Annotated in this window: 13 protein-coding genes and 1 tRNA gene; 2 read left to right on the top strand and 12 right to left on the bottom strand. The window is 67.4% G+C overall.

What is annotated here, in order from left to right:
• Window positions 1–24 precede the first annotated feature (24 nt).
• Both phnF and C0V75_RS13945 read left to right on the top strand, forming a co-directional pair.
• Window positions 25–735, top strand: coding sequence for a phosphonate metabolism transcriptional regulator PhnF (gene phnF, locus C0V75_RS13950; protein ID WP_101921561.1), 711 nt, complete (start codon window positions 25–27; stop codon window positions 733–735).
• A 64-nt stretch (window positions 736–799) separates the two neighbouring features.
• Complete coding sequence (locus C0V75_RS13945) at window positions 800–1984, top strand: alpha-D-ribose 1-methylphosphonate 5-triphosphate diphosphatase (RefSeq protein ID WP_101921776.1); 1185 nt, start codon at window positions 800–802, stop codon at window positions 1982–1984.
• A 4-nt stretch (window positions 1985–1988) separates the two neighbouring features.
• Here C0V75_RS13945 and C0V75_RS13940 read toward each other — a convergent pair whose 3' ends face one another.
• The 12 genes from C0V75_RS13940 to C0V75_RS13885 all read right to left on the bottom strand — a co-directional run bounded on the left by C0V75_RS13940 (window position 1989) and on the right by C0V75_RS13885 (window position 13368).
• Entirely contained in the window at window positions 1989–2606 is a 618-nt protein-coding gene (locus C0V75_RS13940; protein WP_101921560.1) for a chloramphenicol acetyltransferase, read from the bottom strand.
• Between the two features lie 5 nt (window positions 2607–2611).
• Entirely contained in the window at window positions 2612–3937 is a 1326-nt protein-coding gene (gene phnE, locus C0V75_RS13935) for a phosphonate ABC transporter, permease protein PhnE (RefSeq protein ID WP_101921559.1), read from the bottom strand.
• 3 nt (window positions 3938–3940) lie between these two features.
• Window positions 3941–4819 (bottom strand): phosphonate ABC transporter, permease protein PhnE, encoded by an 879-nt coding sequence (gene phnE / locus C0V75_RS13930; protein ID WP_101921558.1) that lies wholly within the window; start codon window positions 4817–4819, stop codon window positions 3941–3943.
• Between the two features lie 61 nt (window positions 4820–4880).
• A complete protein-coding gene (gene phnD, locus C0V75_RS13925; protein ID WP_101921557.1) occupies window positions 4881–5777 on the bottom strand; it encodes a phosphonate ABC transporter substrate-binding protein in 897 nt (298 codons plus the stop codon).
• 46 nt (window positions 5778–5823) lie between these two features.
• Window positions 5824–6648, bottom strand: coding sequence for a phosphonate ABC transporter ATP-binding protein (gene phnC / locus C0V75_RS13920; RefSeq protein WP_371410690.1), 825 nt, complete (start codon window positions 6646–6648; stop codon window positions 5824–5826).
• Window positions 6649–7824: 1176 nt separating this feature from the next.
• Complete coding sequence (locus C0V75_RS13915; protein ID WP_101921556.1) at window positions 7825–8727, bottom strand: 1-acyl-sn-glycerol-3-phosphate acyltransferase; 903 nt, start codon at window positions 8725–8727, stop codon at window positions 7825–7827.
• A 25-nt stretch (window positions 8728–8752) separates the two neighbouring features.
• Window positions 8753–9994, bottom strand: coding sequence for an alpha-D-ribose 1-methylphosphonate 5-triphosphate diphosphatase (locus C0V75_RS13910; RefSeq protein WP_101921555.1), 1242 nt, complete (start codon window positions 9992–9994; stop codon window positions 8753–8755).
• Window positions 9991–10659 carry a class I SAM-dependent methyltransferase gene (locus tag C0V75_RS13905; protein ID WP_254216474.1) on the bottom strand — a complete coding sequence of 223 codons (669 nt, stop codon included), beginning with the start codon at window positions 10657–10659 and terminating at the stop codon, window positions 9991–9993. The genes C0V75_RS13910 and C0V75_RS13905 overlap by 4 nt, the downstream gene beginning before the upstream one ends.
• On the bottom strand, window positions 10656–11453 hold the full coding sequence (phnE, locus tag C0V75_RS13900; RefSeq protein WP_101921554.1) for a phosphonate ABC transporter, permease protein PhnE: 798 nt from the start codon (window positions 11451–11453) through the stop codon (window positions 10656–10658). The genes C0V75_RS13905 and phnE (C0V75_RS13900) overlap by 4 nt, the downstream gene beginning before the upstream one ends.
• Window positions 11450–12256, bottom strand: coding sequence for a phosphonate ABC transporter ATP-binding protein (locus tag C0V75_RS13895; protein WP_101921553.1), 807 nt, complete (start codon window positions 12254–12256; stop codon window positions 11450–11452). Before C0V75_RS13895 ends, phnE (C0V75_RS13900) begins: the two co-directional genes overlap by 4 nt.
• 22 nt (window positions 12257–12278) lie before the next feature.
• The gene (locus C0V75_RS13890) at window positions 12279–13145 is read right to left on the bottom strand and encodes a PhnD/SsuA/transferrin family substrate-binding protein (protein ID WP_101921552.1); all 867 of its coding nucleotides are present in this window, start codon (window positions 13143–13145) and stop codon (window positions 12279–12281) included.
• Between the two features lie 146 nt (window positions 13146–13291).
• A tRNA-Pro gene (locus C0V75_RS13885) sits at window positions 13292–13368 on the bottom strand.
• Window positions 13369–13404 lie beyond the last annotated feature (36 nt).

Raw genomic sequence — 13404 nt, 5'->3', positions numbered from 1 at the left:
ACTTGTGTGACAGAAGGGGGAGGCATGGCCCGTTCGGCGCTGTGGCGCGAGATTGCGGCGGCCTTGGAGGCCGAGATCGGGCGGGGGCATTTTCCGCCGGGCGGGCGGCTGCCGACGGAGGCGGAGCTTTCGGCACGCTTCGGGGTGAACCGGCATACGGTGCGCCATGCGCTGGCCGATATGGCGGCGCGGGGATTGGTCCATGCGCGGCGCGGGGCGGGGGTTTTCGTGACGGGGCGGGCGGCGGAATATCCGCTGGGCCGTCGGGTGCGGTTCCATCAGGCAGTGACGGCGGCGGGGATGACGCCATCGCGCAATCTGACGCGGATCGAGACGCGCCCCGCCGATGCCGAAGAGGCCGCGCAGTTGCGGATCGCAGCGGGGGACGCGGTGCATGTGGTGGAGGGCGTGTCGATGGCGGATGGCCAGCCGATCGCGCTGTTCCGGTCGATCTTTCCGGCCGGGCCTTTGCCCGATCTGCCGCGGGTGATTACGGAGACGGGATCGGTGACGGCGGCGCTGGCGGCCTGTGGGGTGGCGGATTACACGCGCGAAAGCACGCGGATCACGGCCAAGGCGGCCAAGCCCGTGCAGGCGCTGGCGCTGCGCATCCGCGAGGGGGATCCGATGCTGCGCAGCGTGGCGGTGAATGTCGATGGCGAGGGGCGGCCGGTGGAATATGGCATCACCTGGTTTGCCGGTGATCGCGTGACTTTGACTGTTGCCGGGGGCTGACCTGTCATACCGCCGTTGCAGGCCCCGGTTATCCACAGCCCATTGCAACCCGTGAGTGTTCCCCATGCCGTCTTTCCTGCCTGCCCTTTCCCTGACCGGTGCCGATGTCCTGACCAAGGACGGTTTCGTCTGCCGCCCGGTCGGTGTGGCGATGGGGCAGGTCGTCGAGGCGACCGGCCTGCCGGAAGTGGATCTGCGCGGCTATTGGCTGATGCCGGGGATCGTGGACCTGCATGGCGATGGATTCGAGCGGCAGGTCTTTCCGCGCCCGACGGCACCTTTCCCCCTGCCTGCCGCCCTGGCGGCGACCGAGCGGGAAGCGGCGGCGAACGGGGTGACGACGGCCTTTCTGGCGCAAAGCTGGAGCTGGGAGGGAGGCTTTCGCGGGCCGGATCATGCCGAGGCGCTTATGGAGGCCGTGTTGCGCCATCGCGAGGGGGCGGTGGTCGATCTGCGGGTGCAGATCCGGGCCGAGACGCATCTCGTGGAGGCCGCATCGCGCCTGATCGCGGCGGTGGAGCGGTTCCGTGTGGGCTATGTCATCTTCAACGATCATCTGGAGGAAGGGTTCCAGATGCATCGCGGCAATCCCGCCCGTTTTGCCGATTGGGCGCGCAAGGCGGGGTTGACGGAGGTGCAGCTTCTGACGCGGATGGAGGCGGCGCGGACGCGGGCGCGGGATGTGCCACGGGCGTTGTGCATGCTGGCTTCGGCCTTTGATCGGCTGGGCGTGACCTATGGCAGCCATGACGATCCGGATGCCGAAACGCGCGAGGTTTACCGCATGATCGGGGCGAAAGTGGCGGAATTCCCGACCTCGCGCCGGGCGGCGGCGGCGGCGCGCGCGGCGGGCGATCCGGTGGTGATGGGGGCGCCCAATGTGGTGCGCGGCGGGTCGCAGGCCGGGAATATCGCGGCGGTGGACCTGATCCGCGAAGGGCTGTGCGATGCGCTTGTGTCGGATTACCACATCCCGGCCTTGCCGCTGGCGGTCTGGGCGCTGGTGGATCAGGGGGTGATGGCGCTGCCTGCGGCCTGGCGGCTGGTGTCGAGCGGACCGGCGCGGGTGCTGGGTCTGGTGGACCGGGGGGAGGTGGCCGCGGGCCTGCGTGCCGATCTGGTGGCCGTGCATCAGGAGACGCGGGCCATCGAGATGGTGCTGGCCGGCGGGCGCGTGGCGCATCTGTCGGGCGAGGCGGCGGCGCGGCTGGCCTCAGTAGGCCGGGCGGTGCGGATGGCGGCGGAATAGGATCTTAGCCGCCGTAGCGTTCCAGGAACTCTTCCGCCTTCAGATTGCGGAAATCGGCCAGCGCCGCGCGCAGGCGGGTGTGATCCCAGTTCCACCAGGACAGGGCCAAGAGCCGGTCGATCACCTGCGGGGTGAAGCGGCTGCGGATGGGCGCGGCAGGGACGCCCGCCACGATGGCGAAGGGGGCCACGTCGCGGGTGACGACGGCGCCGGAGGCGACGATGGCGCCGATGCCCACCGTCACCTCGGGTTTGATGATGGCGCCATGGCCGATCCAGCAATCCGCGCCCAAGGTGGTGCGACGAGCGGCGCGGGCGGCGAAGAAGTGCGGGTCATCCGTCACATCATCCCAGTAGTAGCTGGAGCGGTAGAGGAAATGATGCTGCGCGGCATGGGTGAAGGGGTGATCCGTCGGCCCGATCCGCGTCAGCGCGGCGATGTTGGAGAAGCGGCCGACGGTCGTGTTGGCGATGTCGGCAAGCCGGTCGCAATAGGCGTAATCCTCGAAGGTCGTGTTCTGGAGGCGTGAGCCCTGCCCGATTTCGACATAGGCGCCGAAGGTGCAGTTCACGGCTTGCACATCGGGGTGCAGGAAGGGCGTGTCGGGGGAAAGCTTGGGCATTCTGGTCATTCGCCCTTGATGAGCTTGCGCCGCAGCCAGCCCGAGAAGGCGTCCATCAGCATGACCATGAGGACGATGAGGACCATGTAATAGGCCACTTCCTCCCAGTCCTTCTGGGTGATGATGGCCTGTGTCAGCAACAGGCCGATGCCGCCGCCGACGATGGCACCGATGATGGTGGCGCTGCGGGTGTTCGATTCGAGGTAGTAGAGCACCTGTGCGAGGATCACCGGCATGAGTTGCGGGATCACGCCGAAACGGGCGCGTTGTGTGGCATTGGCGCCGGTGGAGCGGATGCCTTCGACCTGTTTCTCGTCGATGTTTTCCAGCGCTTCGGAGAAGGTCTTGCCGAAGCTGCCCGCATCTGTGATGGCGATGGCGATGGCCCCGGTCATCGGCCCCGGCCCGAAGGCGCGGGAGAGGATGATCGTCCAGATCAGCCCGTCCACGCCGCGGACGAAATCGAAGATGCGCCGGATCGTGCCGCGGAAGATGCCCAGCGGCATGAAGTTGCGCGCGGCGATGAAGGAGAGGGGCAGGGCCACGATGGCGGCGGCGAAGGTGCCGAGGAAGGCCATGAGCATCGTCTCGAAGATGGCCCAGGCCACATCGCCGTGCCGCCACATGCGGTTGGTCCAGAATTCGCCGACCATGTAGCCGAGGTTGGAGCGGGCGGCGTCCACCCGTTCGCCGACGGTGGCGAGGGTGACGAGTTCGAGGAAGGACTTGCCGTAGAAGGGGCTGTCGAGGGTGAAGAACCACAATTCCCACCCCGGATGGTATTTGAAGGTTTCCACCTTCGAGCGGGAATAGCTGAAGCGTCCGGCATCGGTGGTGACGCCGATGCGGTTCTGCGACACGCTGATCCAGTCGGGGATGGGTTGCGGCGCGGTCATGACCGGACGGCCGCCTTCGGAGCGGATGTCGATCAGGCCGTATCCCGGCACGTCATAGCGGGCCCCGGCATCGTCATAGGTGATGAGGTGGCCATTGCCGAGGTCGATCGTGGTGACCCCATCGGCGATGGTGACCCAGTCGGGCAACATGCCCTCGGGGTAGGTGCCTTTCGCTTCGCCCTCGATGGCGATGGTGACGTTGCCCGACCGGTTGTCGCGGGTGACATGGGTCTTGTGCGACCAGAAGTCGGACAGAAGGATCGCGGCATTGTCGAAACGCGCGCGCTGCACGAGGTTCGCGATGTCGAAGCTGATCGCGGCATAGATCAGGTAAGCGAGGATCACGGCCGGAACGGCCAGCGCGATGCGGCGCTTGCGGCGGAGTTTCTGGAGGATGGTTTCGGCCAGCGCGGGATCGGTGAGGGTCATCGTCATGGGTCAGTGTCCCTTGACCAGCTTGTGGCGGAAATGGTCGGAGATCTGGTCGATCACGACGATGGTGATGAAGAGGAGCAGGAAGATCGCGACGACCTGATCATAGCGGCCCTGGCCCCATTGCATCGCGACCTTGAGGTCATGCCCGATCCCGCCTTCGCCGACGAAGCCGAGGATGGCGCTGGCGCGGACGTTGATCTCGAACCGCAGGAGGGCATAGGAGAGCCAGTTCGGCGCCACCTGCGGGATGACGCCCAGCCACATGCGCTGTGACCACGTAGCGCCGACGGAGGCGAGGCCCTCGATGGGTTTTGTGTCCGCGTTTTCAGCGACTTCGGAGAAGAGCTTGCCCAGTGCGCCGCCCGTATGAAGGGCGATGGCGATGACGGCGGGGACGGGGCCGCCGCCGAGGATATAGATCAGGACCAGCGCGATCACGATTTCGGGGATGGCGCGGAGCGCATCCATCGTGCGGCGGAAGACCGGGATGAGGCGGGGCCAGCGGGCAAGGCCACGGGTGGCCAGCAGCGACAGGGCCATGGCGGCCAGCGCGCCGACAAGGGTGGCGACGGCGGCGATGTTGATCGTCTCGATCAGGGCGGGGAAATGTTCCCAGGCATATCCGGCGATGTTGGCGCGGTTCATCCAGGCTTCGGTCAGAACCTCGGCCGGGAAGTCGATGACCTGCGGCAGGCCGGACCAGAAATCGCCCGCGTTGCGCTCTTCGGCCAGCATCCAGCCTGCGGCGGTGAGGGCGATGAAGAAGACCAGAAGGATGCCGCCATACATGCGCTTGCGGCGGACCATTTCCAGATAACGGGTGTTGGAAACGGAAAGATCGGGACGTTTTCCCGGTTCCGGCCCGAATGCGATATCTACCATGAGGCCCCCAAAAAAAGGGCCGGGCCGCCCGATGGGCAGCCCGGCTTTGCGGTGTAAAGGCTTACATGCCTTCCTGAAGCTTGCGCGCGGCGAGCACGCCTTCATAGGCGGAGATGTCCACCGGGACGAAATCCTTCGCATCGCCGGCGGCGACGTTGTAGGCGCATTCCGGATCGGTTTCCCACAGGTCGGCGGTGAGCTGGGTGACCTTGTCCTTCACGTCCTGCGGCAGGGCCGAGCGGATGACCATCGGGCCTTCGGGGATCATCTTGGAGCGCCAGATTTCGACGAGGTTGTTCATGTCCACGAGGCCCGCATCGGCGGCGCGGCGGAAGGCGCCCGAATTGTAGCCGTCTTCCCAGTTGCCCAGGCCATCGGCCCAGGACACGGCGGCGTCGAAGTCGCCGTTATGGACGCCGACGATGGACTGTTCATGGCCGCCCGACATCTTCACTTCGGCGAAGTAGTCCTCCAGCGGGCCATAGGTTGCGATCAGTTCCGCGCCCGGCACCAGATATCCGGAGGTGGAGTTCGGGTCGGCGAAGGCGAAGACCTTGCCCTTGGCATCTTCGATGGAGGTGATGCCAGAGTCGGCGCGGGCGAAGCCGATGGAGTAGTAGCCGGTGGAGCCGTCCACGTTCTGCTTGGTCAGCTTCAGGTCCACTGCATTCGGGTCGGTCAGGTGGATCTTGGCGAAGGCCGAGGCGCCGAGCCAGGCATAGTCGATCGTGCCGCCGAGCAGGCCCTGGATCACGCCGTCATAGTCGGCCGGGGCGAAGAGCTTGACCGGGACGCCGAGCGTTTCTTCGATCTTGGCGCGGAAGCATTCCTGGTTCGTCAGGCGGTCCTGGGCGTTTTCGCCGCCGAGGATGCCGATGTTGAATTCGGTGATCTCCTGCGCCTGGGCAGTGCCGGCGAGGGCGGTGGTGGCGGCAAGAATGGCAAGCAGATGTTTCATCGGAGCACTCCGTTGAGGAAAGCCCCACAGCGTGGGGCGGTGGAAATCAGGAAAGCATTTCAGCGGCATAGGCCTTGTCCCCCTCGCGGCCGAGGCCTTCGATGGAGGTGGAGGTGGCGCTTTCGTTGAAGCTGGCATCGGCGCCGTAGATGTCGCGGGCGACGCCGGTGGTGAGCTGTTCGGGACGCCCGTCAAAGACGACGCGGCCGTCGCGCATGCCGATGACGCGGTCGCAGTAGCGGCGGGCGGTATCGAGGGTGTGGAGATTGGCGATGACGAGGCGGCGGTCTTCGTCATGGATGCGGCGGAGGGTATCCATCACGAGCTGGGCATTCATCGGGTCGAGGCTGGCAATGGGTTCATCCGCAAGGATAATTTTCGGGTCCTGCATCAGGGCGCGGGCGATGGCGACGCGCTGCTGCTGACCGCCCGAGAGCGCCTCGGCCCGTTTGGCGGCCTGTTCGGCGATGCCGAGCCGGTCGAGGATGGCGAGCGCCTTGAGCGTGTCGTCATCGGGCCAGAAGCCGAACATGGTGGAGAGCGTGCCGCGCCGGGCGAGCGTGCCATGGAGCACGTTGGAGACGACATCGGCGCGGGGCACGAGGTTGAACTGCTGGAAGATCATGGCGCATTGGCCTTGCCAGTCGCGCATGGCTTTTCCCTGAAGGGACAGGATGTTGCGGCCTTCGAAGAGAAGTTCGCCAGAGGTGGCGTCGGTGAGGCGGTTCATCATCCGCAGGAAGGTGGACTTGCCCGCGCCGGAACGCCCGATGATGCCGATGAAGGCGGGTTTCTCGATGGCGAAGCTGACACGGTCAACAGCGGCCTTCTGGCCGAAGATCCGGGTTACCTGGCGGGCTTCGAGCAGCATCTGTCAGTCCCCTTGTCACTGGTTGCGGCGGGGATGGCGGGGGGAGGTGACGGAATGTCTTCAGTTTCGTGAAAGTTTTCCAACAGGGCAGAAAAGCGAGGCGGGCGCTGGGTTTACGGGGCAGGGGCGGGGCAATCGGCTGTGCCGGATCCTGTGCCGTAACCTGTGCCGCAAACTGTGGCCACGCGCGGGGGTGTGGCGGATCGTTAAGGTTAACGGGCGTTAGGGAACGAATCGTCGGGGGGAGGGGTCGCAGGGGGGTGGTGCGGCTTTGGGGTTGGGGGCGTTGGCGGTGAGTATTTGGGGCCAAGGTGATAGGGCGAGGTTTGGTCTTTGGGGGAAGGATGTTCCGCCGGTTCCGGGGTGGGGCGGTTTGGAAGCGGTTGGCGCGGTTCTGGGGTTGGGCGTTGGCGGTGAGTATTTGGGGTCAAGGTGAGGGGAGGGGTTTGGTCTTTGGCGAAAAGGATGTTCCGCCGGTTCCGGGGTGGGGCGGTTTGGAAGCGGTTGGCGCGGCTCTGGGGGGGTGGCGTTGGCGGTGAGTATTTGGGGCCAAGGTGAGGGGAGGGGTTTGGTCTTTGGGGAGGGGCGGCGGGTGGTCAGCCGGTTCCGGGGTGGGGCGGTTTGGAAGCGGTTGGCGCGGCTCTGGGGTGAGGGCGTTGGAAGTGAGTATTTGGGGCCAAGGTGAGGGGGCGGGCGGGGGGCTTTGGGGAGGGGCGGGGGATGGGGCGGCGGGTGGTCAACCGGTTCCGGGGTGGGGCGGTTCGGAAGCGGTTGGTGCGGCTCTGGGGTGGGGGCGTTGGCGGTGAGTATTTGGGGCCAAGGTGAGAGGGGGGTTGGGCTTTAGGGAGGGGCGGGGGATGGGGCGGCGGGTGGTCAACCGGTTCCGGGGTGGGGCGGTTCGCAAGCGGTTGGTGCGGCTCTGGGGTGGGGGCGTTGGCGGTGAGTATTTGGGGCCAAGGTGAAGGGGGGAGTTGGGCTTTGGGGAGGGGCGGGGGATGGGGCGGCGGGTGGTCAATCGGTTCCCGGGTGGGGCGGTTCGGAAGCGGTTGGTGCGGCTCTGGGGTGGGGGCGTTGGAGGTGAGTATTTGGGGCCAAGGTGAAGGGGGGTGGTTCGGTCTTTGGGGAGGGGCCGGGCGCAGTGGGGAATGGGACGGCCGCCCTGGCGTTCTGACCGGGTTACCAGCGGATATGGGCGGGCCAGTGGAAGACCTCGTCCGGGTCGGGCAGGGCGGGGCCGGCGAGGGCCATGGTGCGGCGGCGCAGGGTGTTGGCGATAGCGGTGCGGTCGAGGGGGGCGAGTTCCTCGGCGGTGATGGGTTCGCCGAGGCGAATCTCGACCGGGCGGCCCATGCGGCGGCGGGTCTCGAAGAAGATCAGCGCAAGGCGCAGCGCATAGGAACTGTGGCTGGCGATCTGGAAGAGGCGCGAGTTCTGGCCGGGGAAGTGCAGCGGCAGGGTGGTGACGCCGGGCAGGGTGGCGAGGCGGCCCACGAAAGGGTGCCAGGGACTGTCCACCGCATGGCCCTTGAGCGGGCGGTTGGCAGTGGCGATGCCGCCTGCCGGGAAGATCGCCACGACCTTGCCCGCGGCCAGCAGCGCGGCGGCGCGGCGGCGGGTTTCGCTGGTCAGGCGGCGGGCTTCGGGCGTGCCGGAGAAATCGACGGGAAGGAGATGGGGGTCCACCTCGGGCAGGCGGCAGAGGAGGCTGTTGGTAAGGATATGGACATTGCCGCGCAGTTCCATCCCCAGGCGGCCTAGGGAGAGGCCGTCGATGATACCGAACGGGTGGTTGGCAATCAGCAGGAGGCCGCCTTCGCGGGGGAGGGCATCGAGATGTTCGGCGCCGGAAAGGCGCGGGCGGATGTCGAGCAGGCGCAGCGCCGCCTCGAAGACCGATTCGCCGGGGCGTTTGCCATGCGAGGCCCAGTCGGCATAGAGCCTTTGCAGCCGGGCACGGCCGGAGGCGCGTTCGATGGCGCGGATGACCGCTCGACGGAAGAGCGGCTGGTCCGGGTGGGAGTAGGTGAAGGCCGGGCTCTGCTGGGCGGGGGCCTCTTCGGGCAGGATGTCGGAATACATGGCCGGGCCTTTCCTTGGGCGGGGGTCAGAAGGCAGGTTCGGGGCGGGTCTGGCGCGCGGGGGGGAGGGCGGAATAACCCGCGCGGCCTGCGACCCAGGTGCGCAGCGGGGCGGGATGGCCGCCTTCGGGCCAGTCGATCAGGATGAGGTCGGCGCGCAGGCCGGGGGCGATGCGGCCCCGGTCGGTGAGGCCCATGGCAAGCGCCGGGTTGGCGGCGACGAGTTTCCAGAGCGCGGGCAGGGGGGCGATGCGGTCGGTGGAGAGCCGGACCATCGCGCCGAGCATGGCGGGATAGTAGTAATCGGAGGCGAGGATGTCGCAGAGGCCGCGGGCGATCATCTCGGCCGCGCCGGGGCTGCCGAGGTGGCTGCCGCCGCGCATGGCATTGGGTGCGCCGAGGACGATGGCATCGCCTGCCGCGCGGGCGGCGCGGAAGACACGGTCATGCATCGGGAATTCGGCGACGCGGGCGCCCAAGGCGCGGTAATGGTCGCGGGTTTCGATCTGGGCATCGTCATGCGAGAGCATGGGTGCGCCCGCGCGGCGGGCCATGGCGGCGATGCGGTCGATATCGGCAGGGACCTGCGGGCGGCGCGACCAGACGCGGGTGATGAGACCCACGAATTCCGCCGGGGTCATGTGGGAGCGTTTCGCGCGTTCCGCGAGTTTCGCGGCGAAGGCGGGGCTGGTGATATCGGTTACCGGGTAGTCGGGGACGTGGTCGAAGGGGCGGTCATGCAGCGCGATATCGGGGTGCAGGAGGGCGCTGGTCGTGTGGTCGTTGAAGGCGAGCGCGGGGCGGTCTGCCCCTTGCAGGACATGGGCGATGAGGGGTTCGGCTTCGGGGCAGAAGGTTTCCCAGCGGAGCTGGATGCGGTTGTCGGCGGTGAGGCGGGGGCGGAGTTCCTCGAGCGCGCGGACGATCTGCCAGCCGGTTTCGACGGAGCGCAGGCCCGGCTCCCAGGACAGGGTAAGGGCGTGATAGGCGGTGGCGATGCCGTTGGCGGCAAGCTGGCGGTCGGTTTCCAGCAGCGCGCCTTGGATCGGGACGGTGACGCCGGGGCGGGGCATGACCTGCCGTTCGAAGGCATCGCCGTGGATATCGACGAAGGCGGGGGCGAGGAGGAGGCCACGGGCGGGGATCACCGTCGCGCCGTCGCGCGCCACGTCGATGCCGGTGATGCGGCCATTCTCTATCCGGAGGGAGCCGGTTTCGATGCGGTCATCGAGGAGGAGGCGGGCGCCTTCGATGAGTTCGGCGGTCATTTCAGACGCTCCGCCAGAAGGTGCCAGTGCCAGGAGCCGGGCTTTTCATGCGGGCGGTCGAAGAGGGTGACGACTTCGAAGCCCCACATCAGGGAGAGGAGTTCCGGCGCGGTGCAGAAGTAATGCGGGTGGATCTTGTCGCCATCGCCGTCGAAGACCCAGGTGTTGCGGCTGATCTCGCGCCCCGGGGCCTTGGCCTGTTCGACGGGCAGGCGGCGGGCGGAGAGCATGGTGGCCATGAAGCTGCCGCCGGGGCGGGTGACGCGGGCGACTTCCGCCATGGTGCGGCGGACGACGGATTCGTCGCCGTGGTAGATGACGTTCCAGGCGAGGACATGGTCGAAGCTGGCGGGGGCGAAGGGCAGGTCGGTCATCGGCCCGTGATGGGTGGCGAGGGTCAGGCCTTCGGCAAAGGCGGCGGCAGCGATGGCGGCGGTGGCGGCCTCGGCCGCGTCAAGGGCGGTGACGTGGTGACCGGCGCGGGCGAAGGCGAGCGCATGGCGGCCAATGCCGGCGCCGAGGTCGAGGATGCGGGAGCCGGGGGGGAGGGAGGCGGCATGGTCCATCACCCACGGTTCGGCCATGGCCCAGGGCGAGGTGCCGTCGGCCTTTTGCCATTCCTTGTTCCAGTAGAGATGGGCGGTGTCGGTGGTCATGTCGTTCATATCAGCTTCCTGCGGATCCAGCCCGAGCCCTGTTCGACCGCGATCACGAGGGCCAGAAGAAGGAGGATGATCGCGAGGGCTTCGTCATAGTTGAAGAGGTCGAAGGCGACCTTGAGGTCCACCCCGATGCCGCCCGCGCCGACGAGGCCCAAGGCGGCAGAGCCGCGCACGGCCTTTTCCAGCGCGAAGAGGGAGGTGGCGGTGAAGGAGGGCAGGCAGGCGGGGAAGACGGCGGAGGCGATGATGCCCATGCGCGAGGCGCCGATGGCGCGGAGTGCGTCCTGCGGGCCGGGATCGGTTTCCTCCATCGCTTCGGCGAAGAAGCGGCCGGCGAAGCCGATCTTGTCCACCATGATCGCCATGACGCCGGCGGCGGGGCCAAGGCCCACGATGATGATGAAGATGATGGCCCAGACGAGATCGGGCACCGTGCGGAAGAGCGCGATGAGCGAGCGGGCGACGAAGCGCACAGCGGGGTGGGGCGAGAGGCGGTCGGTGGCGAGGATGGCGAAGGGGATGGCGAAGAGGAGGCCCAGCGCGCAGCCTGCGACGGCCATCTGGAGGGTTTCGAGCAGTTTCCAGCCGATGGGCACGATGCGCGAGAAATCCGGGGGGAACATCTGCATCAGGAGGCCCGAGGGCGCGAAGAGGCGGGCGATGCCGCTGCCCAGGGCCTGGGCCGAGGGGGCGGTGGCGGCGAGGGAGGAGATCACCAGCGCCAGCACCAGAAGAAGGCCCGCATATTCGGCGAGGCTGCGGTGCTGGAACCGGGGCGGGGCGGGAAGGCTGGTCATGCGGGGGTCCCGTGATCGAAGAAGCGGCGCAGCCCTTCGGCATCGGCCCGCGCCGTGGGCAGGTCGAGCGCGATGCGCCCCGATTGCAGGCCGAGGATGCGGTCGGAGAAGGCCAGCGTGTGTTCCAGCCGGTGCGAGATCACCAGAAGCGACAGGCCGTCGGCGCGGACAAGGTTGAGGAGGAGGGACATCACCTCTTCCCCGGTCTGGGGGTCGAGGCTGGCATCGGGTTCATCGGCGAGGATGAAGGCGGGGCGCTGCATCAGCATCCGCGCGATGGCGATGCGCTGCTGCTGGCCGCCCGAGAGGCTGTCCACCCGCGCCTCGGCCCGGTCGGCGAGGCCGACGCGGGAAAGGCAGGCCATCGCCTCGGCCCGCACCTCGGCGGGGGCGAGGGACTGGAACCAGGCGCGGGGGCCGGAGAGGCGGGATTGCACGCCATGGATGACATTCGACAGCGCCGAGAGGCGTGGCACGAGGTTGTGCTTCTGCCAGACGATGCCCACCTGCGCGCGGAAGCGGCGCAGGGCGGCGGGAGAAAGGGCGCGGATGTCCTGACCCAGCATCTCGATCCCGCCGGAGGTGGGTTCGGTCAGGCGGATGAGGCATTTCAGAAGGGTGGATTTGCCCGATCCGTTCGCGCCGATCAGCGCGGTGGACTGGCCGGGGGCGAGGGCGAAATCGACCCCGTCAAGGATCGTGCGGCCATCGGCATAGGCCTTGTGCAGGCGTGTCACGCGGAGCACCGGCCCCACTTGCGTGGAGCCGGTGGCCGTGCGGGCCGGGAGAAGGGGGGCATTCATCGGCACATGTCCCCGGATGCGATCACTGGCCGACGAATTCGGCGAATTCGGTGATGCCGATGTTGCGATACATCAGGCGGACCACGTCGTAATCCGCATCCGTCACAGTCGCGTTGAAGGAGCCGCCGATATACTTGGCATTCTCTTCCGTCGTGGTGACGGCGGCGAGGATCGCGTCGCCCTGTTCGGCAAAGGTCTTGCGGACGGTATCCACCACTTCGGGCGCGACATCGGGCGAGGCGAGCAGCACGTCATCGGGAAGCTGGTCGCCCTTCATGAGGATGCGGAATTTCTGATCGGGGAATTTTTCGGTGATCGAGTCGATATGGGTGCGGTTCAGGCCGATGCCCGCGATTTCGCCCTTGATGAGCGCCTCGACCGCGACATTGCGGTTCAGGAAGACGGGTTCGTAATCGGTGGCATAGGTGAGCCCGGCTTCGGACAGCAGGGTGACGGGGCCGAGATGCTGGGACGTGGAGCCGATTTCGCCGAAGGAGATCTTGCTGCCTTTCAGGTCTTCGGGCGACTGGATCGGCGCGCCGTCAAGGACGACGACCGAGGACCAGTAATCGGGGCGGACCCAGGTCACGACGGGCTGGGCATCGAGGCGGGCGTTGAACACGACATATTCCGCCGGGCCGGTGAGAACGAAATCGACCTGACCTGCGGCCATCGCCTCGACCGCGACGGTGCGGCCGGAGACGGGGAAGAATTCGACGGTCAGACCCGAGGCCTTTTCGAAGGCTTCCTTGAAGGGGCCCATCTCGCGCTGGACCGCTTCCATCCCGTCGATGTCGGTGAAGGCGAAGCGGATGGTTTCGGCGGCGACGGTGGGGGTGGCGGCGATCAGGCTGGCGGCGAGGAGGCCGGAGGCGAGGATGGTCTTCATGGCGGGTGTCCCGGTTCATGGTGGATGACGGGACCCGCATAACAACGGGCTGTGACGGCGCGACAAAGGTGCCGTGACGGTTGGGCGACGGCGTCATGACGTTTGCATGACGGGGCGGTGTCAGGGGGGATGGGGGGAGCGATCACTGGTCGGAGCGAGAGGATTCGAACCTCCGACCCCCTGCTCCCGAAGCAGGTGCGCTACCAGACTGCGCTACGCTCCGACCGTGTGGGGGGTGGGTTACAGCCCTGCCGCGCCT

This window comes from Tabrizicola sp. TH137 (assembly GCF_002855575.1).
Classification (GTDB): domain Bacteria; phylum Pseudomonadota; class Alphaproteobacteria; order Rhodobacterales; family Rhodobacteraceae; genus Paragemmobacter.
The sequence above is the reverse complement of the archived record's forward strand: the minus strand, read 5'-3'. Positions and strand labels throughout refer to the sequence as shown.